The sequence below is a fragment of the Streptomyces sp. NPDC060049 genome (assembly GCF_042736715.1).
Lineage (GTDB): Bacteria > Actinomycetota > Actinomycetes > Streptomycetales > Streptomycetaceae > Streptomyces.
Genome location: NZ_JBHWVV010000018.1, coordinates 139,299 through 165,466, shown reverse-complemented (window position 1 = coordinate 165,466; position 26,168 = coordinate 139,299). Strand labels below are relative to the sequence as shown.

The window sequence follows — 26,168 nt, the reverse complement described above, 5'->3', positions numbered from 1 at the left end:
TGCCCCGACCTGGAGGACCGCGCCAAGATCGCCGACCTCCTCCAGCCCGAGCGGATCGGCGTCCACCTCTCCGAGGAGTTCCAGCTCCACCCGGAACAGTCCACCGACGCCATCGTCATCCACCACCCCGAAGCCAAGTATTTCAACGCACGCTGAGACGGATCGGCGTACACTAGTCGGTCCCATACAGGCCGGTCACCTGTCGCCCCGGGGTGTTCCCCGGGCGGTGAGGTGACCGGCCTTGTCGTCCTCCGAGGACCCTTCAGAGAGGTGCGCGCATGACGAGCACAGTTCCCGCCCCCGTCGCCCGTACGGCCGACGGGCATGCCCTGCAGGCGGTGCTGCTCGACATGGACGGCACCCTCGTGGACACCGAGGGCTTCTGGTGGGAGATCGAGGTCGACGTCTTCGGCGAGCTCGGCCACCGCCTCGACGAAGGGTGGCGGGACATCGTCGTCGGGGGCCCCATGACCCGCAGTGCCGGCTTCCTCATCGAGTCCACCGGCGCGGCCATCGGCCTCGCCGAGCTCTCCGTCCTGCTCAACGAGCGTTTCGAGGCCCGCATCGCCGACCGGGTGCCCCTCATGCCGGGTGCCGAACGGCTGCTGAGCGAGCTGGCCCGGCACAACGTGCCCACCGCCCTCGTCTCCGCCTCGCACCGGCGCGTCATCGACCAGGTCCTGCTCACCCTCGGCCGCGACCGCTTCACCATGACGGTCGCCGGCGACGAGGTCGCGCGCACCAAGCCGCACCCCGACCCGTACCTCCTCGCCGCCGGCGCCCTCGGCGCCCACCCCTCGCGCTGCGCCGTCATCGAGGACACCGCCACGGGCGTGGCCGCTGCCGAGGCCGCCGGCTGCCGCGTCGTCGCCATCCCCTCCGTGGGCCTGATCGCCCCCGCGCCCGGTCGCACGATCATGAGCTCCCTCGAGGACGTGGACCTGCCGTTCCTGCGCTCCCTCATCACTCCCCTGAACTGACCGGGCACGCTCCGTACGAGATGATCCACCCCCAGGACCCGGGTTCAGGGGGCGGATCTTTCGCGCTTTCCCCCGGAGGCCGAAATTCCATCTTCCCGGGTGAGTTGACCCGGGTGACCTTAGTCACCCACAAGTCCCCCTTCGCACCACTCCGCGCCCTCCTGCGCCATCCCTTGTGTCCGCATTGATCAGCACCTGACCGAGTCTGCGCACACCCCCGCGCACACCCTCGGTCCGCCGTCGCCACGGTGCGGCAACACCCCCGCTCCGGCCGGTTCAAGCCACCCCTCCGCAGGCCACTAATGTCGATCCGGGCACCGCGCCGTACCTCAGCCGTCCCGGAAACACACCCCCTGTTGCCGGACCGCGTGGACCGATCGTCACAACACCGGCCCGATCGTTCCGCCCAGAACGGGCGACCGTCGCGCTGCCCTCCACGCCAGCTTTGACCAAGTGCCGGGTCGAGGGAGTACTTCCAGCATGAACCGCAAGACCATGGTGCTGACGGCAGCCGCCGGACTGCTCACCCCCGCGCTGACCGCCTGCGGCAGCACCAGCGGCGGTGGAGCGGGATCCGGGGCGATCGTCGTCGGAACCACCGACCGGTTCGAGGCGGCCGACTACGCTCCCGCCCCGCTCGACCCCGCCTACGCCTACGACGCCGGCACCTGGAACATCCTGCGCCAGACCGTCCAGACGCTGATGCGCACCCCGCGCGGAGGCGGCCAGCCCGTCGCCGAGGCGGCCTCCGACTGCCGCTTCACCGACACCGGCAACCAGAGCTACCGGTGCACGCTGCGCCCCGGCCTCAAGTTCGCCGGCGGAGACCCGCTCACCGCCCAGGACGTCAAGTTCTCCATCGAGCGCGTCCTCGCGATCAAGGACGAGAACGGCCCCTCCTCGCTGCTCTCGACCATCGACACCGTCGAGGCCAAGGGCGCCGACACGGTCGTCTTCCACCTGAAGACGTCCGACGCGACCTTCCCGTACAAGCTCTCCACCCCCGCGGCCGGCATCGTCAGCGCCAAGAAGTACGACGCGAAGAAGCTCCGCGAAGGCTTCGCGGTCGACGGATCCGGCCCGTACACGATGAAGGCCGAAGTCAAGGGCAACCGCCTCGTCCGGGCCGTCTTCAGCAAGAACCCGGACTACAAAGGCGGCCTGAAGCTCCAGAACGACAAGGCCGAACTGCGCGCCTTCGACGACTCCGAGGCCATGGGCAAGGCCCTGGAACGCGGCACCGTCCACATGGTCTCCCGCACCCTGTCGCCCGCCCAGATCACCGAGCTGTCCGCCAAGCCCCCCAAGGGCATCAAGCTCGTCCCCATGCCCGGCCTGGAGATCCGCTACCTCGGCTTCAACACCGAGGCCCCGACCGTCAAGGACAAGGCCGTACGCCAGGCCCTCGCGGCGGCGGTCGACCGGGGCGCCCTCGTCTCCACGGTGTACGGGAAGTCCGCGCAGCCCCTGTACTCGCTGGTCCCCACCACCGTGACCGGCCACGTGAACTCCTTCTTCAACAAGTACGGAGAAGGCAACACCGCCAAGGCCGCGGACCTGCTGAAGGCCGCCGGGATCAAAACCCCGGTCAAGCTCACCCTCAACTACACCAACGACCACTACGGCGAAGGCACCGCGGCCGAGTTCGAAGCCCTCAAGACCCAGCTGAACTCCACCCAGCTGTTCGACGTCACCGTCCAGGGCACCGACTGGGCCGAATTCCGCCCCGCGCAGAAGAAGGGCGAATACGCCGTCTACGGACTCGGCTGGTTCCCCGACTTCCCCGACGCCGACAACTTCCTCGCCCCGTTCCTGGAGCAGGACAACTTCCTGGGCACGCCGTACGCCAACACCGCGGTGCGCACCAAGCTCATCCCCGAATCCAGGCGCGCCGTCGACCGAGGCGTCGCCGTCCCCGCGATCACGGAGATGCAGGACATCGTCGCCGAGGACGTACCCGTCCTGCCCCTGTGGCAGGGCAAGCAGTACGTCGCCGCGCGCGACGGGATCACCGGAGTGGAGTGGTCGATCAACGCCATCTCCGACCTCCAGCTGTGGGAACTCGGCCGCGGTGTCAGCGGCTGAACAGCACGACACCCGGCCCCGCCCCCACAGGCGGACCGGAACAGACAAGTCAGATGAGTCAGTGAGACTGAGAAGGACGTTCGTGTGATGAGACGTAACCAGTGGTTGGCAGCCCCGCTCGGCGCTGCCACCGCCGCCGCGCTGCTCAGCGGTTGCGGTTCGACGGATGGCTCGAACGCCGGCAGCGGCAAGGGCGTCGTCATGGGCATATCCGACAAGGTCAAGGCCACCGACCCCGCCTCGGGCTACGACTCCGGCTCCTGGCTGCTCTTCAACAACGTCTTCCAGTCCCTGCTCAGCTTCCCCAAGGGCGGCACCACGCCCGAACCCGACGCCGCGCAGTCCTGCGGCTTCAAGGGCAGCGACAGCAAGGTGTACGAGTGCACCCTGCGCGGCGGTCTGAAGTTCAGCAACGGCAACAGCCTCACCGCGAAGGACGTCAAGTACTCCTTCGAGCGCACGTTGAAGATCAACGACGAGAACGGCCCTGCCGTCATGCTCGCTTCGATCGGCTCCATCGAGGCCCCCGACGACAAGACCGTCGTCTTCAACCTCAAGACCTCAGACGCCACCTTCCCGAGCAAGATCGCCTCGGGTGCCGGCTCCATCGTCGACCACACCGAGTACCCCGCGGACAAACTCCGCGAGGACGGCAAGGCCACCGGCTCCGGCGTCTACAAGCTGGACTCGATCAGCGACAAGAGCGCCAGCTTCTCCGTCAACGGCTCCTACAGCGGCAAGGCCAAGGCGAAGAACAGCGGCGTCACCATGAAGTTCTTCAACGAGGACCAGGACGCCCTCAAGAAGGTCCTCGAAAGCGGCGACGTCGACTTCGCCTTCCGCGGCATCGCCGCCAAGGACATCGCCGGCCTCGCCTCCCGCACCGGCGACCAGAAGGTCGAGGTCGTCCAGGGCGCCGGCGCCGAAGTCGAACACCTCGTCTTCAACATGAGCGACCCGGTGGCGGGAAAGCTCCCCGTCCGCAAGGCGTTCGCCTACCTCGTCGACCGCGACGCCCTCGTCAAGCAGGTCTACGACGGCACGGCCACCCCGCTCTACTCCATCGTCCCGGCCGGCATCGCCTCGCACACCACCTCCTTCTTCGACCGCTACGGCGGCAGCCCCCAGGTCGAGAAGGCCAAGGCCGTCCTGCGCGCCGCCGGCATCAAGGACAAGGTGAAGATCACCCTGTACTCGACGCCCTCGCGCTTCGGGCCCTCGACCGACCAGGAATTCGAGCTCATCGCCAAGCAGCTCAACGACAGCGGCCTCTTCGAAGCCGACGTCAAGTCCGTCGAGTTCGAGCAGTACGAGAAGGACATCCAGGACGGCAAGTACGGCGTCTACGTGAAGGGCTGGGTACCCGACTACCCCGACGCCGACAACTTCACGCAGCCGTTCTTCGGCCCCGACAACGTCCTGCGCAACAACTACGACAACAAGGAGATCACCGGGACGATCATCCCGGCGACCTCCGCCAAGGCGGACCGCGCCGCCGCCGCCAACGACTACAGCCGCCTGCAGGACATCGTCGCCGACGAGATCCCGATCCTCCCGCTCTGGCAGAGCAAGCAGTACGCGGTCACCCGCCAGAACGTCACCGGCCTGCAGTGGTCCCTGGACGCCTCGACCGTCTTCCGCTTCTGGGAGATCAGCAAGGGCTGAACCGGCCGGCACGGCACCCGGCCACCACGACAAGGGTCCGCCACGGCAACGGGCCCGCCTCCGCGTCAAGCGGAAGCGGGCCCGTCCCCGTACACCGGCGGACCGCGCCGGCTACTGCCCCGCGCCCGGCCGCACCAGACCGCTCTCGTACGCGTACACCGCGGCCTGAACCCGGTCCCGCAGACCCAGCTTCGTCAGCACGTGACCCACATGCGTCTTCACCGTGGTCTCGCTCACGAACAGATCCGCCGCGATCTCCGCATTCGACAAGCCCCTGGCCACCAGCTTCAACACCTCGACCTCGCGCTCCGTCAGCGTGCCCAGCAGGTCCGGCACACTGTCCTCGCCCGACGGCAGATGCCCCGCGTACTTGTCCAGCAGCCGCCGCGTGATGCTCGGCGCGAGCATCGCCTCACCGCCCGCCACCACCCGGATCGCCTGCACCAGCTCCTGCGCCGGAGCGTCCTTCAGCAGAAAACCACTGGCCCCCGCCCGCAGCGCCTCCACCACGTACTCGTCCAGATCGAACGTGGTCAGCACGAGCACCTTCGCCGGACCGTCCCGGCCCGGACCGGTGATCTGCCGGGTCGCCTCCACCCCGTCCATCCGGGGCATCCGGATGTCCATCAGCACCACATCGGGCTGGAGCGCCCGCACCTGGTCCAGCGCCTGCAGTCCGTCCCCGGCCTCGCCGACCACCGCCAGATCCCCTTCGGCCTCCAGGATCATCCGGAAACCGGTGCGCAGGAGCGGCTGGTCGTCGACCAGCAGTACGCGGATCGCCACGGGGTCTACCTCGTATTCGTCGGACGCCATCGGGGACGCCGCCCATTCTGCCCTGATCCGAAGATCGGAATTCCTCCCCGGGCCCTGCTACGGCCCGGACGGACCCTCCGCGCCGCCCCGCGGAAGGATGGTCAGCGGGTAGTCCGGGGGAGTGCCGCCGAACTCCGGGCACACCGCCTGATGATCACACCAGCCGCACAGCTTCGTCCGCCTCGGCCGCCACTCACCCGTCTCCGTAGCCTCCCGGATCGCCTCCCACAGAGCCAGCAGCTTGCGCTCCATCCGCTCCAGATCCTCGACCACCGGGTCGTATGTCAACACGTCCCCACTGCCCAGGTACACCAGCTGGAGCCGCCGCGGCACCACGCGCTTGAGCCGCCACACCACCAGCGCGTAGAACTTCATCTGGAACAGCGCACCCTCCGCGTACTCCGGCCGCGGCGCCTTGCCCGTCTTGTAGTCGACGATCCGCACCTCACCCGTCGGCGCCACGTCCACCCGGTCGATGATCCCGCGCAGCCGCAGCCCGGACTCCAGCTCCGTCTCCACGAAGAACTCCCGCTCGACCGGCTCCAGCCGGGTCGGGTCCTCCAGCGTGAACCACCGCTCCACCAGCGCCTCGGCCTCCGTCAGCCAACGCGCCAGCCCCACACCCTCGTCACCCTCGGCGAACAGCTCCGTCAGCTCCGGCTTCGACTCCAGCAACCGGTCCCACTGCGCCGGGATCAACGCCTTCGCACGCGGCGCCGTCCGCTCCACCGCCGGATGGTCGAAGAGCCGCTCCAGCACCGCGTGCACCAGCGTCCCCCGCGTCGCCGCCGCACTCGGCTTCTCCGGCAGCTTGTCGATCACCCGGAACCGGTACAGCAGCGGGCACCGCATGAAGTCGCTCGCCCGCGAAGGCGACAGCGAAGAAGGCGCCACAGCCACCCCCCGGCCGGGCACGGAACTGCTCACTGCGTCGTCCGGACCGCTGCCGGGGCTCGTCGTCATACGCAAAACCCTACGACCCGCCACCGACAGCACGCGCATACCATCGACTCAAAGCCACCTCGCACTGCATGATCGGAGCATCACACGGCGCTACGGCGCACCCGGACACCACCGGGAAAAGACAGAAGGACCGCCGACGCGCACACGGCGCCGGACAGCAGCGAACGAAGGACAACCGTGGCAGACACCGACGAGACCGGCGAGCGCGCGGGCCGGCGCTCAGGACCGGGCGGCGGACTCCTCATGGGCCGCCCCTTCGGCGTACCCGTCTACGTCTCGCCCAGCTGGTTCCTCGTCGCCGCCCTCATCACCTGGGTCTTCGGCGACCAGCTCGACCGGATCCTCCCCGACCTCGGCCCCGTCCGCTACCTCGTCGCGCTCTTCTTCGCCGTCGCCTTCTACGCCTCCGTGCTCGTGCACGAACTCGCGCACACCATCGCCGCCCTGCGCTACAAACTCCCCGTACGCCGCATCCAGCTCCAGTTCTTCGGCGGCGTCTCCGAGATCGAGAAGGAATCCGAGACCCCCGGCCGCGAATTCGTCCTCGCCTTCGTCGGCCCCCTGCTCTCCCTCCTCCTCGCGGGCGCCTTCTACCTCGGCATGAAGACCGTCGAACCCGCCAGCGTCCCCGGCGTCCTCCTCGCCGGCCTGATGGTCTCCAACCTCCTCGTCGCCGCCTTCAACCTCCTCCCCGGCCTCCCACTCGACGGCGGCCGCATGCTCCGCGCCGTCATCTGGGGCATCACCGGCAAACCCATGACCGGCACCATCGCCGCCGCCTGGGTCGGCCGCGCCCTCGCCGTCGCCGTCCTCCTCGGCCTGCCCCTCCTGAACTACACCGGCACCCTCGGCAACCCCGCCGACGACATCGGCGGCATGGACACCGTCATGGACGCGCTCCTCGCAGCGATCCTCGCCGCGATCATCTGGACCGGCGCCGGCAACAGCCTGCGCATGGCCCGCCTGCGCGAACACCTCCCGGAACTCCAAGCCCGCAAACTCACCCGCCGGGCCATCCCCGTCGAGAACGCCACCCCGCTCTCCGAAGCCCTGCGCCGCGCCAACGAAGCCGGCGCCCGCGCCCTCGTCGTCGTCGACGGCCTCGGCGACCCCACCGGCATCGTCCGCGAGAGCGCCATCGCCGCCGTCCCCGAACACCGCCGCCCCTGGATCGCCGTCAGCACCCTCTCCCAGGACCTCACCGACGGCATGAAGGTTTCCGCGGAACTCACCGGCGAAGAACTCCTCGACCACCTCCGCACCACCCCCGCCAGCGAATACCTCGTCCTCGAACAGGACGGCGCCATCTACGGCGTCCTGTCCACCCTGGACGTCGAGAAGGCCTTCGTGAAGGCCATGGCGCGGCCCCAGTCCTGAAGCCAATACACTGGTCACATGTCCGAACCGACCGGTGCCGCCCGCCGACGCGGGCCCTTCGAGGTCGGGGACCAGGTTCAGCTCACCGACCCCAAGGGCCGCCACTACACGTTCACGCTCGAAGCCGGGAAGAATTTCCACACCCACAAGGGTTCCTTCCCGCACGACGAGCTGATCGGCTCCCCCGAGGGCAGTGTTGTCCGTACCACGGGCAACGTCGCGTACCTCGCGCTGCGTCCCCTGCTCCCCGACTATGTCCTGTCCATGCCCCGCGGTGCCGCCGTGGTCTACCCCAAGGACGCGGGCCAGATCCTGGCCTTCGCCGACATCTTCCCCGGCGCCCGAGTCGTGGAAGCAGGTGTGGGCTCCGGCTCCCTGAGCAGCTTCCTGCTGCGCGCCATCGGCGACCAGGGCATGCTCCACAGCTACGAGCGCCGCGCGGACTTCGCCGAGATCGCCACCTCCAACGTCGAGCGCTACTTCGGCGGCCCGCACCCCGCGTGGCAGCTGACCGTGGGCGACCTCCAGGACAACCTGTCCGACACGGACGTCGACCGCGTGATCCTCGACATGCTCGCGCCCTGGGAATGCCTGGAGGCCGTCTCCAAGGCCCTGGTCCCCGGCGGCATCCTCTGCTGCTACGTGGCCACCACCACCCAGCTCGCCCGGACCGTCGAATCCATCCGCGAGTTCGGCTGCTACGCCGAACCGCAGCCCTGGGAATCGATGATCCGCAACTGGCACGTCGAGGGCCTCGCCGTCCGCCCGGACCACCGGATGATCGGCCACACCGGCTTCCTCGTCACCGCCCGCCGCCTCGCGGACGGCGTCGAGCCGCCCATGCGCCGCCGCCGCCCCGCCAAGGGAGCCTACGGCGACGACTACGACGGCCCCGGCAGCCAGTCCGGCTCCTCGGGCGACCGCGGCTGACCCACGGCCGACCGCCCGCCCAACACACGGACGCTGTGGCGGGGGGGGGCCGCGCCCGCGGGGCCGGGGGGCCCCCCCGGTGGGGTGTTGGGGGGCGCCCGCCCCCCCCCCGGGGGGGCCCCCGGCGGCTCCCCCCGCCCCCCCCCCCCCCCACCCCCCGGCGGGTGGGCGCGCCGCCCCCCCCCCCCGGGGCCCCCCCCGCCACAGCGTCTTCTCGTTGTCCCGGGAACCGGCCCCCGCCGGTGCGGACCCAACCGTTCCACCCCGATGTGAGGTGTGGCACGATGCTGGCTCCCCGTCACCCTTCGCACAGGAGACACCCCGAGTGACGCACAGCCCCGCCGAGCCCGCGCCGGAACTTCGAACCCTGGCGCACCACCGCGCGCGGCCCGTCCACTGGCTCGCCACCGCCTCGGCCCTGGCCGCCGTCATAGCCGCCGCGGGATTCCTCCAGCCCGATCCGGCCACCGGAGCCCCCACCGCACAGAGCGGCCCCACGAACCCGACGAGCCCCGCCGGCCCCACGACACCGGCGAGCCCCCCGAAGGGCCCCGAGGCAGCCGCCCCCGACCCGAACGCGCTCACCTACCCCCTCGACTGCCGGGGCGCGCCCCAGGCCGTCACAGCCAGCGCCCAAGGCGATCTCGACGGAGACGGCCGCCCCGAAACCGTGGCGGCCGTCCGCTGCGACGCCGGCTCCGGAACCCCGCCGCACGCGATCTACGTCCTCACCCGCGGCACCGGCGGGGACGCGGGCCCCCGCGTCGTCGCCACGCTCCTCGAAGCCGGCCGGCGACAGACCGCGACCGAGCTCACCGTGCGCGACGGAGTCGTCACCGCCACGCTCCTCGGCTACTCCTCGCCCGAGGTACCCCGCTACAGCCCCGACACCAAACAACTCGCGAAGTGGCGCTGGACCGGCGGAAAATTCCGCCAGGAGCTTACGGACTCGACCGCCACGGGTGTTTGAAGCGTCACTCCGCGTCCGGACCGAAGACCTCGACCCTGTCCGAAACACGCCTTACATGGATGCAGTCCCCGGGACATTCCTTCGCCGAGTCGACCACGTCCTGGAGCAGCACCAGCGGAACCGGAGTGGTCGCCCCCGCCTCCACGAGCAGCTCGTCGGCGGGGCTCTTCACATACGCCAGACCATCGATGTCCAGCTCGAACACCTCCGGCGCGTACTGCACACAGATGCCGTCGCCGGTGCAGAGGTCCTGGTCGATCCAGACCTCGAGCGGCTCTCCGGCCTCGCCGGCGCCACCCGCGGGAGCCTCCTGCTGCACGGTCATATCTCCTGCCGTTCCCTGCGATGAGTAGATCCATCCCGGACACAACTCGCGGCAAGTCGCACGAGCTCTGACGGGTGTTGAACACTTCGACCTTACAACCGGCCGCTTCCCGAGTTTGATGGGTGGGTATTTCCTTGGCGTGAGGGAGTACGCAAGGGTGAAGATCGGACACACCCCTACCGTCTTTGTGATCTAGGGGTTTCAATCACCACCAGCCCAGGTAGGGTCAGAAAGCGTCCAGCTCCCCTTGGAGGAGGTGAGGACCGTGGCAGCCCACGACGACGACATCAACCGCGGCATCCGGCCCGGGCGAGGGTCTGAGGACCCCGCCGGCCAGGTTGCCTATCTCGAGCAGGAAATCGCCGTCCTGCGACGTAAGCTCGCCGACTCTCCGCGACACACGAGGATTCTCGAAGAGCGGATCGTCGAGCTCCAGACAAACCTGGCAGGCGTCTCCGCCCAGAACGAGCGTCTGGCCAATACCCTGCGCGAGGCCCGCGACCAGATCGTGGCCCTCAAGGAAGAAGTCGACCGGCTCGCACAGCCGCCGGCCGGCTTCGGAGTCTTCCTGCAGGCGAACGAAGACGGCACCGTCGACATCTTCACCGGCGGCCGAAAGCTCCGAGTGAACGTGAGCCCCAGCGTCGAACCGGAAGACCTCCGGCGCGGCCAGGAGGTCATGCTCAACGAAGCCCTCAACGTGGTCGAAGCCATGGAATACGAGCGGGCCGGGGACATCGTCACCCTCAAGGAGATCCTCGAGGACGGCGAGCGCGCCCTGGTGGTCGGGCACACCGACGAGGAAAGGGTGGTGAGGCTCGCCGAGCCGCTCCTGGACATCACCATCCGCCCCGGCGACGCCCTCCTGCTCGAACCCCGCTCCGGCTACGTCTACGAAGTGGTCCCCAAGAGCGAGGTCGAAGACCTCGTCCTCGAAGAGGTCCCGGACATCGACTACGACAAGATCGGCGGCCTGGGCGACCAGATCGAACTGATCCGAGACGCGGTCGAGCTCCCCTACCTCTACCCGGACCTCTTCAAGGAACACGAACTGCGGCCCCCCAAGGGCATCCTGCTCTACGGCCCCCCCGGCTGCGGCAAGACGCTCATCGCCAAGGCAGTGGCCAACTCCCTTGCCAAGAAGGTCGCCGAGGTGACCGGCCAGCCCACCGGGAAGTCCTACTTCCTGAACATCAAGGGCCCCGAACTCCTCAACAAGTACGTAGGCGAGACCGAGCGGCACATCCGCCTCGTCTTCCAGCGTGCCAGGGAGAAGGCGAGCGAGGGCACCCCCGTCATCGTCTTCTTCGACGAGATGGAATCCCTCTTCCGCACCCGCGGATCCGGAGTCAGCTCGGACGTGGAGAACACCATCGTCCCCCAGCTGCTCGCCGAGATCGACGGCGTGGAAGGCCTGGAGAACGTCATCGTCATCGGCGCCTCCAACCGCGAGGACATGATCGACCCGGCCATCCTGCGCCCCGGCCGCCTCGACGTGAAGATCAAGATCGAGCGCCCCGGAGCCGAGGCGGCGAAGGACATCTTCGCGAAGTACCTCAAGGCGTCCCTGCCCCTGCACACGGACGACCTGTCCGAACACCAGGGATCCACGGACGAAACCGTCCACAGCATGATCCAGACCGTCGTCGAGCAGATGTACGCCGAAACCGAGGAGAACCGCTTCCTCGAGGTCACGTACGCGAACGGCGACAAGGAAGTCCTCTACTTCAAGGACTTCAACTCGGGCGCGATGATCCAGAACATCGTGGACCGTGCGAAGAAGATGGCCATCAAGGCCTTCCTCGAGCACAACCAGAAGGGCCTTCGCGTCGCCCATCTCCTCCAGGCTTGCGTGGACGAGTTCAAGGAGAACGAGGACCTCCCCAACACCACCAACCCCGACGACTGGGCCCGAATCTCCGGAAAGAAGGGCGAGCGGATCGTATTCATCCGCACCCTCGTCACCGGAAAGCAAGGCGCGGACACCGGACGCTCCATCGACACGGTGGCCAACACCGGTCAGTACCTCTGACAAAGCGGGCCGGCTGCGGGCGCCCTGCAGGGCACCCGCAGCCGACTGCTTTACCAACTGCTCTTTTCAGCCGGTGACAGGGCAAAGTCAATGACTGAAATGATCTCCCCACCAGCGCGGAGTGGTTCTAGGCTCTTCCGTACCGCAGGTCGCGCAGTGCGGGGACGGGCACCGCACACGACGCACAGGAGCACCAGCGGTACTTGAGCGCCGCTCCCGAACAGGAGCGCCGCCGGGCAAGGAGGGCCGCATGACCGTACGGCGAGTAATGGGGATCGAGACGGAGTACGGGATCTCCGTCCCGGGGCACCCGAACGCCAATGCCATGCTCACCTCGTCCCAGATCGTCAACGCCTACGCGGCGGCGATGCACCGGGCGCGACGCGCCCGCTGGGACTTCGAGGAAGAGAACCCGCTGCGGGACGCCCGCGGCTTCGACCTCGCCCGCGAGGCCGCCGACAACAGCCAGCTCACCGACGAGGACATCGGCCTCGCCAACGTCATCCTCACCAACGGCGCACGGCTCTACGTCGACCACGCGCACCCCGAATACAGCTCGCCGGAGATCACCAACCCGCTCGACGCCGTGCTCTGGGACAAGGCCGGCGAGCGGATCATGGCCGAAGCGGCCGTCAGGGCCGCCCAGCTCCCCGGCGCCCAGCCCATCCACCTCTACAAGAACAACACCGACAACAAGGGCGCCTCCTACGGCACGCACGAGAACTACCTGATGAAGCGGGAGACCCCCTTCTCGGACATCGTGCGCCACCTCACCCCCTTCTTCGTCTCCCGCCAGGTCGTCACCGGCGCGGGCCGGATCGGCATCGGCCAGGACGGCCGCGAACACGGCTTCCAGATCAGCCAGCGCGCGGACTACTTCGAGGTCGAGGTCGGCCTGGAGACCACCCTCAAGCGCCCCATCATCAACACCCGCGACGAACCGCACTCCGACGCGGAGAAGTACCGCCGGCTGCACGTGATCATCGGCGACGCCAACCTCTCCGAGATCTCCACCTACCTCAAGCTCGGCACCACCGCACTCGTCCTCTCCATGATCGAGGACGGCTACATCAACGTCGACCTCGCCGTGGACCAGCCGGTGCGCACCCTGCACCAGGTCTCCCACGACCCCGACCTGCAGCACCTGATCACGCTGCGCAGCGGGCGGACACTGACCGCCGTACAACTCCAGATGGAGTACTACGAGCTGGCCAGGAAGTACGTGGAGGAGCGTTTCGGCTCCGACGCGGACGACCAGACCAAGGACGTGCTGACCCGCTGGGAGGACGTGCTGGGCCGGCTGGAGACCGATCCCATGAGCCTGTCCGGGGAGCTGGACTGGATCGCGAAGCGGGAGATCCTGGAGGGCTACCGGCGCCGCGACGGCCTCGAGTGGGACGCCGCCCGGCTCCACCTGGTGGACCTGCAGTACGCCGACGTAAGGCCCGAGAAGGGGCTGTACAACCGCCTGGTGGCCCGCGGCAAGATGAAGCGGCTGCTGGACGAGACGGCCGTCGAACGGGCACAGAGCAAGCCCCCGGAGGACACCCGGGCCTACTTCCGGGGCCGGTGCCTGGAGCAGTACGCGGACGACGTGGCCGCGGCCTCCTGGGACTCGGTGATCTTCGACCTGCCGGGCCACGACTCGCTCCAGCGGGTCCCGACGCTGGAACCCCTGCGGGGCACCCGGGCCCACGTGAAGGAGCTCCTGGACCGGTGCCGGACGGCGGAGGACCTGGTGCGGGTGCTTTCGGGGCGCTGAGCGGGCCTGAAAGGCCTCCGGTCCGGGAATCATGAAGACATCCGGACGTTGTGAAAGTACGGGTACGGATGTCGGTCCCTCCTTGTAGGGTCCGACGTAGGGTCTGATCTTGAGGGATCCCGAATTCCCGGGGTCTCTCCGTGTGAGCGTGCGAACCGAGCGGGGTGAGCTAGACATGGCGACCAAGGACACGGGCGGCGGACAGCAGAAGGCGCAGCGCTCGACCGAGGAGGTCGAGGAGGCGGCGGTCGAAGAATCGACCGACCTCAAGGAGCGCCAGGAAAAGCTCTCCGACGACGTCGACTCCGTACTTGACGAGATTGACGATGTCTTGGAAGAGAATGCCGAGGATTTCGTGAGGTCGTTCGTGCAAAAGGGTGGCCAGTAAAAGCCATCTAGGTAATCCTGCCTTCAAATCGAAGGTGTGGGGGGTTGGGTGGCCGAGGTGGCGCCTGAAGGCTTGAAACGGTGCTCGCGCTGTAAGCGTGTTCAGCCATTCGAGGCCTTCGCGAGTAATCGCTCGATGCGGGACGGCTTTCAGGCGTACTGCCGCGAGTGTCAGGCCGATCACTACAAGCAGCGGCAAGAAGCGAAGGGGCGGACGGTACGGGGGAAATCCCCGTGCCGTCCGGCCGCAAGCGGTGTCCCCAGTGCGAGGTGATCAAGTCCCACGCGGAGTGGGAGAGGAACAAGACGAGCTCGGACGGCTGGGCCAGCTACTGCCGGGAGTGTCGAGCGCAACGCAACAGGGCCTCGTACTTCAAGCGGCACTACGGCATCACCGAAGCCGAGCGTGACGAGATGATCGCGGCTCAAGGCGGGCTCTGCGTGATCTGCCAGGAGTGTCCGGCAGAGCATGTGGATCACGATCACCAGACGGGTAGGGTCCGAGGCGTACTGTGCTTCGCCTGTAACGCAGCACTGGGGCAACTCAAGGATCGGCCGGACGTCATGAGGCGTGCAGCCGCTTACGTGGAAGGAAACCTGTGGAACCCAACACTCGTAGCACAGGGCGTCTACCGGCAGCCTTCCTGACGCCGGGGTCGTCGTCCTTCATGGACTTCTTGGGCGCGCACCGGCCCGAGATGCTGCCGGGGAACCGGAAGCTGCCGGACGGGGTCATCGAGGCGCCGCACGGGACGACCATCGTGGCCGCCACCTTCCCCGGAGGGGTCGTGCTCGCCGGTGACCGGCGGGCGACCATGGGGAACATGATCGCGCAGCGGGACATCGAGAAGGTGTTCCCGGCGGACGAGTACTCCGCCGTCGGGATCGCCGGCACCGCCGGTCTGGCCGTGGAGATGGTGAAGCTGTTCCAGCTGGAGCTGGAGCACTTCGAGAAGGTGGAGGGGGCGACCCTGAGCCTGGAGGGCAAGGCGAACCGCCTGTCGACCATGATCCGGAGCAATCTGGGCATGGCGATGCAGGGGCTGGCCGTCGTACCGCTCTTCGCAGGGTGGGACGAGGGCAAGGAGCGGGGCCGGATCTTCTCCTACGACGTGACCGGCGGCCGCTCCGAGGAGCACGGCTTCGCCGCCACCGGCTCGGGCTCGATCTTCGCCCGCGGCTCGATGAAGAAGCTGTACCAGCCGGATCTGACGGAGGAGCAGGCCACCACGCTCGTCGTGCAGGCGCTGTACGACGCCGCCGACGACGACTCGGCGACGGGTGGGCCGGACCTCTACCGTCACATCTATCCCATCGTCACCGTCATGACCGAAGACGGCTTCCGCAGGCTGAGCGACGCCGAGTCCTCGGAGCTGGCCCGCAAGATCACGAATCGTCGGCTGGAGCAGCCCGACGGCCCGCGCGCCGCCCTGCTCTGACCATCCGCCGCCCCGTAGGAGCCCAGAAGAAAGGGACGGACAGCCGGTGTCGACTCCGTTCTACGTCTCACCCCAGCAGGCCATGGCCGACCGGGCGGAATACGCCCGCAAGGGCATCGCCCGGGGTCGCAGCCTCGTTGTGATCCAGTACGCCGACGGCATCGTGTTCGTCGGCGAGAACCCGTCCCGCGCGCTGCACAAGTTCAGCGAGATCTACGACCGGATCGGCTTCGCGGCCGCCGGCAAGTACAACGAGTACGAGAACCTGCGGATCGGCGGTGTGCGCTATGCCGATCTGCGCGGATACACCTACGACCGTGACGATGTGACGGCCCGTGGGCTGGCGAACGTGTACGCGCAGACGCTGGGCACCATCTTCTCCTCGGCCGGTGAGAAGCCGTACGAGGTGGAGCTGGTCGTGGCCGAGGTCGGTGCGACGGCGGCGGGCGACCAGATCTACCGGCTGCCGCACGACGGTTCGATCGTGGACGAGCACGGTTCGGTGGCGGTCGGCGGCAACGCCGAGCAGATCAGTACCTACCTCGATCAGCGGCACCAGGACGGGATGACCCTGTCCGAGGCGTTGAAGCTGGCGGTGCAGGCGCTGTCCAGTCAGGCGAACGGTGCGGACAAGTCGATTCCGGCGGAGCGGCTGGAGGTGGCGGTGCTGGACCGTACGCGGGCCCAGCAGCGCAAGTTCAAGCGGATCCGGGGCCGGCAGCTGTCGCGGTTGCTGGAGGCGGACGTTCCGGCGGCCGTTCAGGCCGATGCGGTGTCGAACGACGAGGCTGCCGACGAGGAAGCCGAGTAGTCGAGCAGTCGCAGGACATCCGATGAGAGCGCCCCCGGCCTTGGGCCGGGGGCGCTCTCGCGTTCTCGGGTTCAGGTGGTCGGCGCGGGGCCGGTGGAGTCGCGGACGACGAGTTCGACGGGGATGTCCTCGGCGGTCCACGGGATGCCTTCGAGGACGGCGAGGAGGGCGGTCATGCCCTGTTCGCCGACGCGTTCGGCGGGGAGCCGGACGGTGGTGAGTTCCGGTTCGACGGCGGTGGCGAGGGCGAGGTCGTCGAAGCCGGTGACGGAGAGGTCGTCGGGGACGCGCAGGCCGAGGCGTCGGGCGGCCTTGCAGGCTCCGGCGGCGAGGATGTCGTCGTCGCAGACGATGGCGGTGGGGCGGGCTCCGGGGGCCGTGAGGGCGGCTTCGGCGGCCGTACGGGCGCCGTCGACACTGAGGGGGGCCCGTACGGTGCGCAGCTCGGTGGAGGGCCCCAGGAGGGCGGCCAGGGCGTCGGCGCGGACGGTGAAGGTCCAGGAGTCGACGGCGGAGGCGAGGTGGAGGATGCGGTGGTGGCCGAGGCCGAGGAGGTGTTCGGTGACTTGGCGCATGCCGTCGGCCATGGCGAGGTTGACGTGGGCGGCGGCGGCGTGGGAGGTGGGGTCGCTGTCGAGCATGACGAGGGGGAGGCCGTCGCCGCCGAGGGCTTCGAGGGCGTGGGTGGCCATGGAGGAGGCGATGACGCCGTCGAGGGCGGCACGGGCGGAGGCGAAGGGGTCGCGGGCGGGGCCGGTGCCGTCGGGGGAGGGGTAGAGGACGACGCCGAAGCCGTGTTCCGCGGCGATGCGGGCGGCGCCGGTGTAGACGCGTGCGAAGAACTCGTTGGTGAGGGCGGGGACGACGAGGAGGGCGGTGCGGGTGGAGCCGAGGCGGAGGTTGCGGGCGGCGAGGTTGGGGCGGTAGCCGAGTTCGGCGGCGGTTTCGCGGACGGTGTCGGCGGTGCGTTCGGAGACGCGGCCGCGCCATTTGCCGCCGAGTACGAGGGAGACGGTGGCCTGGGAGACTCCGGCGGCGGTGGCCACGTCGCGGCTGGTGGGTCTCGTCACACGGTGCTCCTGTAGTGCGAGGTCGCGGGGGTCCGGGGGTGTGGCGGCGTGCGGTGGTGTGGACCGTCGGGTGGTGGCCATGGTACGTATGACGGGTCACGTTATACGTATGACCCGGTGGGACCGGGCGGATGGGGGCGACATGGCCGCGGGTTACGCGGAGCTGCTCAGGACCCGGCATGCCGCGAGGCTGCTGGCGGGCACGCTCATAGGCAGGCTGCCGAACGGCACCGGGCCGATCGCGATCGTGCTGTTCACCCGGGCCGAGGGCGGCAGTTACAGCCTCGCCGGGGCGCTGGCGGCGGCGTACGGGCTGGCCAACGCGGTGGGGCAGCCGTTGCTGGGCCGGGCGGTGGACCTGTACGGGCAGCCGCGGGTGCAGTTGCCGGCGGCGGTGGTGTCGGCGCTGGGCATGGTGTGGCTGGCGCTGGCCGGCACGGGTTCGGTGGCGGCGGCGTACGGGGCGGTCGTGGTCGCGGGGCTGTTCACGCCGCCGCTGGAGGGCGGGCTGCGCGCCCTGTGGCCGGGGGTTCTGGGCCACAAGGAGGAGCGGGTGCACGCGGCGTACGCGATGGACGCGGTGGCCCAGGAGGTCATGTTCACGGTCGGTCCGCTGCTGGTGACGCTCTTCGTCGCGCTGTGGGATCCGGCGGCGGCGCTGCTGGTGATCAATGCGATCGGTGTGCTGGGGGCGCTCTCGGTCGTGGTGTCTGAGCCCTCCCGGACGTGGCGTTCGGCGCCGCGGGAGGCCCACTGGCTGGGGGCGCTCCGCTCGCGCGGGCTGCTGGCGCTGCTGGGTGCCTTCTTCTTCGTCGGGACGGCGCTCGGGTCGATCACGGTGGCGGGCGTGGCGTACGCCGACGAGCACGGCGGGCAGGCGGTCTACGGCTGGTTGATGGCGGCGCTGGGCCTCGGCGCGCTGGCGGGCGGAGTGCTCTACGGGGCCCGGCGGTGGCCGGGGGCTCCGGAGCGGCGGCTGCGGCTGCTGGTGGCGCTGCTGGCGGTCTGCTACCTGCCGCTGACGCTGGTGCCGGGTCCGGTGGTGATGACGGCGTTCGCGGCGCTCGCGGGGGTGTTCCTGGCTCCGGCGCTGGCGTGCGCGTTCATCGTGGTGGACCGGCACGCGCCGGCGGGGACGGTGACGGAGGCGTTCTCGTGGCTGGTGACCTTCTTCGGGGTGGGTGCGGCGATCGGTACGGCGGCCGCGGGTCCGTCGGTGGAGGCGGGCGGTACGGCGGCGGGTTTCGCGGTGGCGGGTGTCGCGGGGGCGGCGGCGCTGCTGGTGCTGATGGTCACTCAGCGGGTGCTCGCGGTCCGGGCCGTGGGGCGTCCGGTGGCGGGCCCGGGGGCCGGCTCCGTGGCGGGCCCGGCGGACAGCCCCGTGGAGGGCTCTTCGGAGGGCTCTCGGGAAAATGATCGAAACGACGCTCGCGAACTCGGTTTCAGAACAGAGCAGAAGGCGTAATGTTCAGTCATGGACCGCCGCATTTTCGGGCTGGAGAACGAGTACGGCGTCACGTGCACGTTCAGGGGACAGCGCCGACTGTCTCCTGACGAAGTGGCGCGCTACCTCTTCCGCCGTGTTGTGTCATGGGGCCGCAGCAGCAATGTCTTCCTGCGGAACGGCGCCCGCCTCTACCTCGACGTGGGTTCGCATCCGGAGTACGCAACTCCCGAATGCGACAACCTGATCGAACTGGTCACCCACGACAAGGCCGGCGAGCGCATTCTCGAAGGTCTGCTCGTCGATGCCGAACGCCGCCTGCACGAGGAGGGAATCGCGGGCGACGTCTATCTGTTCAAGAACAACACCGACTCGGCGGGCAACTCGTACGGCTGCCACGAGAACTATCTGGTGGCGCGGCACGGGGAATTCTCCCGGCTGGCGGACATTCTCATCCCCTTCCTCGTGACGCGGCAGCTGATCTGCGGTGCGGGCAAGGTGCTGCAAACGCCCCGGGGCGCGGTCTACTGCGTGAGCCAGCGGGCCGAGCACATCTGGGAGGGCGTCAGCTCGGCCACGACCCGCTCGCGGCCGATCATCAACACGCGCGACGAGCCGCACGCGGACGCCGAGCGCTACCGCCGCCTGCACGTCATCGTGGGCGACTCGAACATGTCCGAGACGACCATGCTGCTGAAGGTCGGCGCGACCGATCTGGTGCTGCGCATGATCGAGGCGGGCACGGTGATGCGGGACCTGACGCTGGAGAACCCGATCCGGGCGATCCGTGAGGTCAGTCACGACATCACGGGCCAGCGCAAGGTGCGTCTGGCGAGCGGCCGGGAGGCCTCCGCGCTGGAGATCCAGCGCGAGTACTACGACAAGGCGGTCGACTTCGCCGAGCGCCGGGGCATCCGCACCGGTGTCGTCGACCAGGTGCTGGAGCTGTGGGGCCGTACGCTCGACGCGATCGAGGCGGAGGACCTCGACCGGATCGGGACCGAGATCGACTGGGTGATGAAGTACCAGCTGATCGAGCGGTACCGGGCCAAGCACAGCATGACGATGTCGAATCCGCGGGTGGCTCAGATAGACCTCGCCTACCACGACATCCACCGCAGGCGCGGGCTGTACTACCTGCTGGAGCGCAAGGGGCAGGCGGCGCGGATCTGCAACGACCTGAAGATCTTCGAGGGCAAGTCGGTTCCTCCGCAGACGACGCGTGCGCGGCTGCGGGGCGACTTCATCCGCCGGGCGCAGGAGCAGCGGCGGGACTTCACGGTCGACTGGGTGCACCTGAAGCTGAACGACCAGGCGCAGCGGACCGTGCTGTGCAAGGACCCGTTCCGGTCGGTGGACGACAGGGTGGAGAAGCTGATCGCGGGGATGTAGGGCGCCATGTGGTGTGGTGTGACATCGCACTGATCTTGGGCAGGGCCTCGTACGCATCTCGTACGGGGCCCTGCGCACGGCTTAGAGTGGCGACGACCGCCCAGCCGTCTGAGATCTGAGGAACACGTGCGCCGACTTGCCGGCCTGCTAGTCGTACCCCTTCTGCTGCTGTCGACAGCAGCGTGTGGCGACAGCGGCTCCGACTCCGCCGAGATGAAGAACGGGGCGCCCGCGATCACGAAGGGCGCCAAGTTCGGGGAAGAGCCCACCCTGTCGCAGGGGAAGGGCACCCCGCCGAAGGAACTGAAGGTGGTGACCATCAGCGAGGGCGACGGCCCGGCGCTGAAGAAGGGCGACGTCGCCCAGGTCAACTACCTCGGCCAGGTGTGGGACGGCAAGGAGCCGTTCGACCAGAGCTTCGGCAAGGGCAAGCCGTTCGACGTGACCGTCGGTGCCGGCCAGGTCATCAAGGGCTGGGACCAGGGCCTTGAGGGCAAGAAGGTCGGCAGCCGTCTGGAGCTCGTGATTCCGCCGGACCTCGGCTACGGCGAGCAGGGCTCGGGCGAGAAGATCAAGCCGAACGCCACGCTGGTCTTCGTCGTGGACATCGTCAAGGGCACCTCCATCCCGGCCTCGGCCACGGGCAAGGAGGTCCCGCAGGACGACAAGAACCTGCCCAAGGTCGGTACGAACACGGACGGCAAGGAAGTCTCCGTGGCCGTCCCGAAGGACGTCACGCCGCCGGCCAAGCTGGTCTCGAACTACGTCCTGGAGAGCGACGGCGCCGCGGTCAAGGACAGCGACAACGTCGTGGTCAAGTTCAACGGCAAGACGTGGAAGGACGACAAGACCTTCGAAAGCACGTACGCCACGGACCAGTCCGTGACGTGGCCGATGAGCCAGCTTTCGGTCAAGGGCCTGAAGGAAGGCCTGACGGGCAAGAAGGTGGGCAGCCGCGTCCTGCTGGTCATCCCGCCGGACATGGGATTCGGGGACAAGGACCAGGGCACGATTCCGGCGAACTCGACGCTGGTGTTCAGCCTCGACATCCTCGCGGTGATGTAAGACTGTCCCGGTTGTCCCCCTGTTCGTAAGTTTTTGAGGAGCAGTTCCGTGAGCGACAAGCTCGAGAAGCCCGAGATCGACTTCCCCGAGGGCCCGGTCCCCACCGACCTCGTCATCGAGGACATCTGGGTCGGCGACGGCGCCGAGGCCAAGGCGGGTTCCCGCGTTTCCGTCCACTACGTGGGCGTGGCCTTCTCCACCGGTGAGGAGTTCGACGCCTCCTGGGGCCGCGGCGCCCCGCTGCAGTTCCAGCTCGGTGTCGGCCAGGTCATCTCCGGCTGGGACAAGGGCGTCCAGGGCATGAAGGTCGGCGGCCGTCGCAAGCTGACGATCCCGGCCCACATGGCGTACGGCGACCGTGGCGCCGGCGGCGCCATCAAGCCGGGCGAGACGCTGATCTTCGTGTGTGACCTGATGGGCGCCTGACCGGTCCGTCGTGTAGCCGTGGGGCCCCTGCCGTGAGGCGGGGGCCCTCGCTTTTGCCCTGGACCACCGGGGCGGTACGGTCAGCGGTCACGAGGGCGTACGCGGGGCACGACTCGAAGGTCTGGAAGGGCGGATGGGCGTCGATGGCGATTGCCAAGGCCGAGCGGCTGATGAATCTGGCGCTGTGTCTGCTGGGGACGCGCCGGCCGCTCAGCAAGCGTGAACTGCGCGGTTCCATCGAGGCGTACATGGAAGCCGGGAACGACGAGTCCTTCAACCGGATGTTCGAGCGGGACAAGGACGATCTGCGCGAGCTCGGTCTGGTCATCGAGACCGTCGAGAACCTCGACGGCGACACCGGTTACCTGGCCCGGCGCGACTCCAACCGGCTGCCGCCCGTCGCGCTCGACGCGGAGGAGGCCGCGGCCCTCGGGCTCGCCGCCAAGGTCTGGCAGCAGGCGCGCCTCGCCGGGGCCGCGAGCGGCGCCCTGCAGAAGCTGCGCGCCGGCGGCATGCCGGAGGCCTCGGACCCGTACGAGGGCCAGCACAGTGCCATCGAACCCCGGATCCCGGTCCACGAGGCGGCCTTCGAGCCGCTGATGCTGGCCTGCCGCGACCGTCGCCCGGTGGTCTTCGACTACCGCAAGTCCACCGCCGCCCGACCCGAGAGCCGCCAGGTCGAACCGTGGGCGCTGGAGTGCTGGCGCGGCCACTGGTACCTGGCGGGCTTCGACCGCGACCGGGGGGCGGAGCGCGTGTTCCGGCTCTCGCGCATCACGGGCAAGGTCCGCTCGCGCGCGGCGGCGTACACCGCCGAGGTCCCGGACGTGGTGACCGTGCGGGAGACCGTGGCGAGCTGGGCCGGGGAGAGCGCGGAGCGCTCCGCGCTGATCCGGCTGCGGGCCGGGGCCGGCTATCCGCTGCGGGCCAAGGCCACCGCCGTGCGCGAGAGCGCGGGCGGGGAGGGCTGGGACGAGCTGGAGATCCCGTACGGGCACGGGCTGGACGCGTGGCTGGTGGAGTTCGGCCCCGATGTCGTCGTGCTGGAGCCGGCCGACCTGCGGGCCGACGTCGTGGACCGGCTGCGTGCCGTGGCCAAGGGCTGAGCGGACCGGGCAGGACCGCGGACGGGCGTGCGAGCGCACGGCCGCGGCGAACCGCGCGGGCCCGTGCACGGCCGCGCAAGACCAGTGGGCAACGCCCTGAGGGGGAGACGTACCAGCATGGCTGCCAACGCCATCGACCAGACGCGCCGGATGCTGTCCTTGGTGACGTACCTGCGCGAGCGCCCGGGCGCGCACGTCGCCGACGTGGCCCGCGCCTTCGGGATCACCGAGGACGAGCTGATCTCGGACCTCGACGTGCTCCCCATGTGCGGCACCAGCTTCCGGGGCGGGGACCTGCTCGACATCGACACCGACGGGGAGCGCATCTGGTGGCGCAACCCCGACGCCTCGGGGGAGTCCACCGCGGAGCCGCTGCGCCTGGCCGCCGACGAGGCGACGGCGCTGCTGGTCGCCGCCCGCGCCGTGGCCACCCTGCCCGGGCTGCGCGAGAGCGACCGCGACGCGCTGCTGCGGGCCACGGCCAAGCTGGAGGCGGCGGCCGGCGAGGCGGCCGGGGCCAGCTCCCGGCTGTCGGTGACCTTCGAGTCGGAGGGCGGGGTCTTCGCCGATGTGGACCGGGCCATCGCGGAGCGGCGCCGGGTGTGGCTGCGCTACTACTCGCCGGCGCGCGACGAGCTGACGGAGCGGACCGTCGACCCGATCCGGCTGTTCGCGGTCGGGCACACCTACATGGAGGGGTGGTGCCACCTCTCGGAGGCGCGGCGCACCTTCCGGCTGGACCGGGTCGCGGAGATCCGGCTGCTCGACGAGCGCTCCGACCCGCCGGCGATCGAGCCCCGGGACCTGTCCGTGGGGCTGGTGCAGCCGGCCGCCGAGGACCCGGAGGTCGTGGTCGAGGTCGGCCCGGGCGGGCGCTGGGTCGCCGAGTACTACCCGCACGACAGCGCCGAGGAACTGCCCGAGGGCGGCCTGCGGATCACCTTGCGCAGCCCCGACCCGGCCTCGTTGCGCCGGCTCGCGCTGCGCCTGGGCCGTGAGGGGCGCATCGTGGCCCCGGTGGAGCTGGCGGACAGCGCGCGGCAGGCGGCCCGGGAGGCGCTCGCCGCGTATGAGGACAGGGGTGTCGAGAACACGGCCGTCGGGGAACAGGGCTGAGGGGGCCGCAGGTGATGTCGCCGACGTCCGGGCCGCCGCAGGCGCCCGCCGGGGACGGTCCCGGGACGCCGGTCGCCTTCAAGGCGGCCTGTCCGGACTGCCGGGCCCGCTTCGAGCTGGACGCGGGAGCCCTGCGCCTGGCCATCGGAGGCAGCCGCCGGACCACCTTCTACTCCTTCACGTGCCCCGAGTGCGGCGTCCAGGTCCGCAAGCCCGCCGGCGAGCGCATCGTGGAGCTGCTGACGGGTGGCGGCGTGAGCACCCTGCGCAGCGTCTGAGGCGTGCGGTGGCCTAGGCTCGTCCCATGCTGTGGCCGATGCTCGCAATCGCTCTTGGTTTCCTGGGGCTCGCCGTCCTCGCCGTGCTCGCGGTCCGGGTCTTCGTGGAGGTGCGCAGGCTTTCCGGGCAGGTCGCGGACGCGGGCCGCCGGATCGCGGACGCCTCCGGTGAGCTGGAGCGGGCCGCGGCCGATCTGGCCAGGTCCGGGCGGTCGGCCCGGCCCTGAGGGCGCGGCCATAGCCATGGTGGGACAACCGTCGTACTGTCGGTCCACGCAAGCGGTGAGACCCCCGGGGATTGCCCGGCGTTAACCCCCGGGGGTTACGATCCATGTCAGAGCGGCTTACGGATCTAGGTCCCGGGCCGCCTCGCCACCACAACCAGCCGTTTCGGTGAGAAGGAAGACACACATGATCGGCAACCTGAAGCCCCTCGAGATCCTCCTGATCGTCGCCGTGATCTTCCTGCTGTTCGGTGCCAAGAAGCTTCCCGACATGGCCCGCTCGCTCGGCAAGTCCGCCCGCATCCTCAAGAGCGAGGCGAAGGCGATGAAGAAGGAGGGCGAGGCGGAGGACGCCTCCACCGCTTCCTCCGTCGCCGACCAGGCTCCGCAGCAGCAGGCTGCCCCGCGCACCATCCAGGCCTCGCCCGGTGACGTCACCAGCGCGCGGCCGGTCAGTGAGCCCAACCACACCACCCAGAGCTGACTCCGGCCGACCTCGGTCGCGCCAGTCATCTGCATCGAGACAAGGGACGTGGGTTGCTCAAGTCTGCCCGCAAGCAGGAGAAGACGGACCAGAAGGCAAAGGACGCCGAAGGGCGCATGCCTCTTGTCGAGCACCTGCGTGAGCTGAGAAACCGGCTGCTGAAGTCGGTCCTTGCGATCCTCGTGATCACCGGCGTGGCCGCGTTCTTCTACAAGGACCTCATCGACTTCATGATGAAGCCGATTCTGGACTCCGTCGGCTGCACCAACGGCGTGGTCGAGCAGCGCAACGGCCATCCCTGCGCCGACATGACGGTCAACGGCCTCATCGCGCCGTTCTCCATCGCTTTGAAGGTCTCCCTGACCGCCGGTGTGGTGCTGTCCGCGCCGGTGTGGCTCTACCAGCTGTGGGCCTTCGTGGCCCCGGGTCTTCACAGCAACGAGAAGAAGTACGCCGTGGGCTTCGTGGCGGTCGGCGCTCCGCTGTTCGGCGCGGGCGCGGTCCTCGCGTACAAGGTCCTGCCGCAGACCGCGGTGATCCTTCTGGAGTTCACCCCCGACAACGCGCGCAACCTGCTCCCGGTCGACGACTACCTCGACCTGATCACGCGCATGGTCATCGTCTTCGGCCTGGCCTTCGAGCTGCCGCTGCTGCTGATCCTGCTCAACTTCACCGGGGTGCTGACCGCGAAGCGGCTCGGGGGCTGGTGGCGCGGCATGGTGCTGGGCATCACGATCTTCGCCGCCTTCGCGACGCCCACCGGTGACCCGCTGACCATGCTGGCGCTGGCCGCGCCGATTGTCACCCTGTACTTCGTCGCGCTGGCCGTCTGCCTGGTCAACGACCGCCGGCGGGCGCGCCGCAACCCCGACGCGGACCTCGACGACGACGAAGCCGCCGAGCTGGACCTGACCCCGGCGGCCCTCGGCGAGATCGAGCCCGTGGTGGCGCCAGGCGCCCTGCCCGGGCAGGACGACGGCGGCCGGCAGCGGATCAACGGCTACGACGACGCCACCTGACC

Annotated in this window: 27 protein-coding genes; 23 read left to right on the top strand and 4 right to left on the bottom strand. The window is 69.3% G+C overall.

Annotated features, from left to right (window positions below):
• From ACFWBY_RS29485 to ACFWBY_RS29470, 4 genes are all read left to right on the top strand, one after another.
• On the top strand, positions 1–156 hold a 156-nt coding region (locus ACFWBY_RS29485; protein ID WP_385409725.1), incomplete at its 5' end, for a vitamin B12 dependent-methionine synthase activation domain-containing protein.
• A 122-nt stretch (positions 157–278) separates the two neighbouring features.
• On the top strand, positions 279–980 hold the full coding sequence (locus ACFWBY_RS29480) for an HAD family hydrolase (protein WP_385344753.1): 702 nt from the start codon (positions 279–281) through the stop codon (positions 978–980).
• A gap of 480 nt (positions 981–1,460) precedes the next feature.
• Positions 1,461–3,065, top strand: a complete 1,605-nt coding sequence (locus ACFWBY_RS29475; RefSeq protein WP_385344756.1) for an ABC transporter substrate-binding protein — start codon at positions 1,461–1,463, stop codon at positions 3,063–3,065.
• Between the two features lie 87 nt (positions 3,066–3,152).
• Positions 3,153–4,730 (top strand): ABC transporter substrate-binding protein, encoded by a 1,578-nt coding sequence (locus ACFWBY_RS29470; protein ID WP_385344759.1) that lies wholly within the window; start codon positions 3,153–3,155, stop codon positions 4,728–4,730.
• A gap of 111 nt (positions 4,731–4,841) precedes the next feature.
• Here the strand turns inward: ACFWBY_RS29470 and ACFWBY_RS29465 are convergent, their stop codons facing one another.
• The gene (locus ACFWBY_RS29465) at positions 4,842–5,516 is read right to left on the bottom strand and encodes a response regulator (protein WP_385344768.1); all 675 of its coding nucleotides are present in this window, start codon (positions 5,514–5,516) and stop codon (positions 4,842–4,844) included.
• Between the two features lie 87 nt (positions 5,517–5,603).
• A complete protein-coding gene (locus tag ACFWBY_RS29460) occupies positions 5,604–6,509 on the bottom strand; it encodes a RecB family exonuclease (RefSeq protein ID WP_385344762.1) in 906 nt (301 codons plus the stop codon).
• Positions 6,510–6,752: 243 nt separating this feature from the next.
• Here ACFWBY_RS29460 and ACFWBY_RS29455 point away from each other — a divergent pair, with 243 nt between their 5' ends.
• From ACFWBY_RS29455 to ACFWBY_RS29445, 3 genes are all read left to right on the top strand, one after another.
• Positions 6,753–7,886 carry a site-2 protease family protein gene (locus tag ACFWBY_RS29455; protein ID WP_385344771.1) on the top strand — a complete coding sequence of 378 codons (1,134 nt, stop codon included), beginning with the start codon at positions 6,753–6,755 and terminating at the stop codon, positions 7,884–7,886.
• Between the two features lie 18 nt (positions 7,887–7,904).
• Positions 7,905–8,816: a tRNA (adenine-N1)-methyltransferase gene (locus ACFWBY_RS29450; RefSeq protein ID WP_385409724.1), complete on the top strand. Its 912-nt coding sequence runs from the start codon at positions 7,905–7,907 to the stop codon at positions 8,814–8,816.
• 325 nt (positions 8,817–9,141) lie between these two features.
• Positions 9,142–9,786, top strand: a complete 645-nt coding sequence (locus ACFWBY_RS29445; RefSeq protein ID WP_385338279.1) for a hypothetical protein — start codon at positions 9,142–9,144, stop codon at positions 9,784–9,786.
• A 4-nt stretch (positions 9,787–9,790) separates the two neighbouring features.
• On the opposite strand, the gene ACFWBY_RS29440 is transcribed toward ACFWBY_RS29445, so the two are convergent.
• Positions 9,791–10,111 carry a ferredoxin gene (locus tag ACFWBY_RS29440; RefSeq protein ID WP_384659911.1) on the bottom strand — a complete coding sequence of 107 codons (321 nt, stop codon included), beginning with the start codon at positions 10,109–10,111 and terminating at the stop codon, positions 9,791–9,793.
• Positions 10,112–10,376: 265 nt separating this feature from the next.
• Between ACFWBY_RS29440 and arc the strand changes: the two genes are divergently transcribed.
• From arc to prcA, 6 genes are all read left to right on the top strand, one after another.
• Positions 10,377–12,143, top strand: coding sequence for a proteasome ATPase (gene arc / locus ACFWBY_RS29435; protein WP_214948081.1), 1,767 nt, complete (start codon positions 10,377–10,379; stop codon positions 12,141–12,143).
• Between the two features lie 250 nt (positions 12,144–12,393).
• Positions 12,394–13,905 (top strand): depupylase/deamidase Dop, encoded by a 1,512-nt coding sequence (gene dop / locus ACFWBY_RS29430; protein WP_385338284.1) that lies wholly within the window; start codon positions 12,394–12,396, stop codon positions 13,903–13,905.
• 175 nt (positions 13,906–14,080) lie between these two features.
• On the top strand, positions 14,081–14,293 hold the full coding sequence (locus tag ACFWBY_RS29425; protein ID WP_133898495.1) for a ubiquitin-like protein Pup: 213 nt from the start codon (positions 14,081–14,083) through the stop codon (positions 14,291–14,293).
• Between the two features lie 413 nt (positions 14,294–14,706).
• Positions 14,707–14,940 (top strand): endonuclease VII domain-containing protein, encoded by a 234-nt coding sequence (locus tag ACFWBY_RS29420; protein ID WP_385338449.1) that lies wholly within the window; start codon positions 14,707–14,709, stop codon positions 14,938–14,940.
• Positions 14,892–15,731, top strand: a complete 840-nt coding sequence (gene prcB, locus ACFWBY_RS29415; RefSeq protein ID WP_385338287.1) for a proteasome subunit beta — start codon at positions 14,892–14,894, stop codon at positions 15,729–15,731. Before ACFWBY_RS29420 ends, prcB begins: the two co-directional genes overlap by 49 nt.
• A 46-nt stretch (positions 15,732–15,777) precedes the next feature.
• Positions 15,778–16,542 carry a proteasome subunit alpha gene (gene prcA, locus ACFWBY_RS29410; protein WP_385338290.1) on the top strand — a complete coding sequence of 255 codons (765 nt, stop codon included), beginning with the start codon at positions 15,778–15,780 and terminating at the stop codon, positions 16,540–16,542.
• A gap of 71 nt (positions 16,543–16,613) precedes the next feature.
• On the opposite strand, the gene ACFWBY_RS29405 is transcribed toward prcA, so the two are convergent.
• On the bottom strand, positions 16,614–17,612 hold the full coding sequence (locus ACFWBY_RS29405; protein ID WP_385338293.1) for a LacI family DNA-binding transcriptional regulator: 999 nt from the start codon (positions 17,610–17,612) through the stop codon (positions 16,614–16,616).
• Between the two features lie 142 nt (positions 17,613–17,754).
• On the opposite strand from ACFWBY_RS29405, the gene ACFWBY_RS29400 reads away from it, so the two are divergent.
• The 10 genes from ACFWBY_RS29400 to tatC all read left to right on the top strand — a co-directional run bounded on the left by ACFWBY_RS29400 (position 17,755) and on the right by tatC (position 26,166).
• A complete protein-coding gene (locus ACFWBY_RS29400) occupies positions 17,755–19,077 on the top strand; it encodes an MFS transporter (RefSeq protein ID WP_385338296.1) in 1,323 nt (440 codons plus the stop codon).
• A 9-nt stretch (positions 19,078–19,086) separates the two neighbouring features.
• Entirely contained in the window at positions 19,087–20,448 is a 1,362-nt protein-coding gene (pafA, locus tag ACFWBY_RS29395) for a Pup--protein ligase (protein ID WP_385338299.1), read from the top strand.
• Positions 20,449–20,574: 126 nt separating this feature from the next.
• Positions 20,575–21,513 carry an FKBP-type peptidyl-prolyl cis-trans isomerase gene (locus tag ACFWBY_RS29390; RefSeq protein WP_385338303.1) on the top strand — a complete coding sequence of 313 codons (939 nt, stop codon included), beginning with the start codon at positions 20,575–20,577 and terminating at the stop codon, positions 21,511–21,513.
• 48 nt (positions 21,514–21,561) lie between these two features.
• Positions 21,562–21,939: an FKBP-type peptidyl-prolyl cis-trans isomerase gene (locus ACFWBY_RS29385; RefSeq protein ID WP_385338306.1), complete on the top strand. Its 378-nt coding sequence runs from the start codon at positions 21,562–21,564 to the stop codon at positions 21,937–21,939.
• 143 nt (positions 21,940–22,082) lie between these two features.
• Positions 22,083–23,045 (top strand): helix-turn-helix transcriptional regulator, encoded by a 963-nt coding sequence (locus ACFWBY_RS29380; protein ID WP_385338310.1) that lies wholly within the window; start codon positions 22,083–22,085, stop codon positions 23,043–23,045.
• A gap of 117 nt (positions 23,046–23,162) precedes the next feature.
• Complete coding sequence (locus ACFWBY_RS29375) at positions 23,163–24,161, top strand: helix-turn-helix transcriptional regulator (RefSeq protein ID WP_385338313.1); 999 nt, start codon at positions 23,163–23,165, stop codon at positions 24,159–24,161.
• A gap of 14 nt (positions 24,162–24,175) precedes the next feature.
• On the top strand, positions 24,176–24,439 hold the full coding sequence (locus ACFWBY_RS29370) for a hypothetical protein (protein WP_385338316.1): 264 nt from the start codon (positions 24,176–24,178) through the stop codon (positions 24,437–24,439).
• Between the two features lie 26 nt (positions 24,440–24,465).
• Positions 24,466–24,666 carry a hypothetical protein gene (locus ACFWBY_RS29365; protein ID WP_385338319.1) on the top strand — a complete coding sequence of 67 codons (201 nt, stop codon included), beginning with the start codon at positions 24,466–24,468 and terminating at the stop codon, positions 24,664–24,666.
• Between the two features lie 184 nt (positions 24,667–24,850).
• Positions 24,851–25,147 carry a Sec-independent protein translocase subunit TatA gene (gene tatA, locus ACFWBY_RS29360; RefSeq protein ID WP_385338321.1) on the top strand — a complete coding sequence of 99 codons (297 nt, stop codon included), beginning with the start codon at positions 24,851–24,853 and terminating at the stop codon, positions 25,145–25,147.
• 53 nt (positions 25,148–25,200) lie between these two features.
• Entirely contained in the window at positions 25,201–26,166 is a 966-nt protein-coding gene (tatC, locus tag ACFWBY_RS29355) for a twin-arginine translocase subunit TatC (RefSeq protein ID WP_385338324.1), read from the top strand.
• Positions 26,167–26,168: the final 2 nt, after the last annotated feature.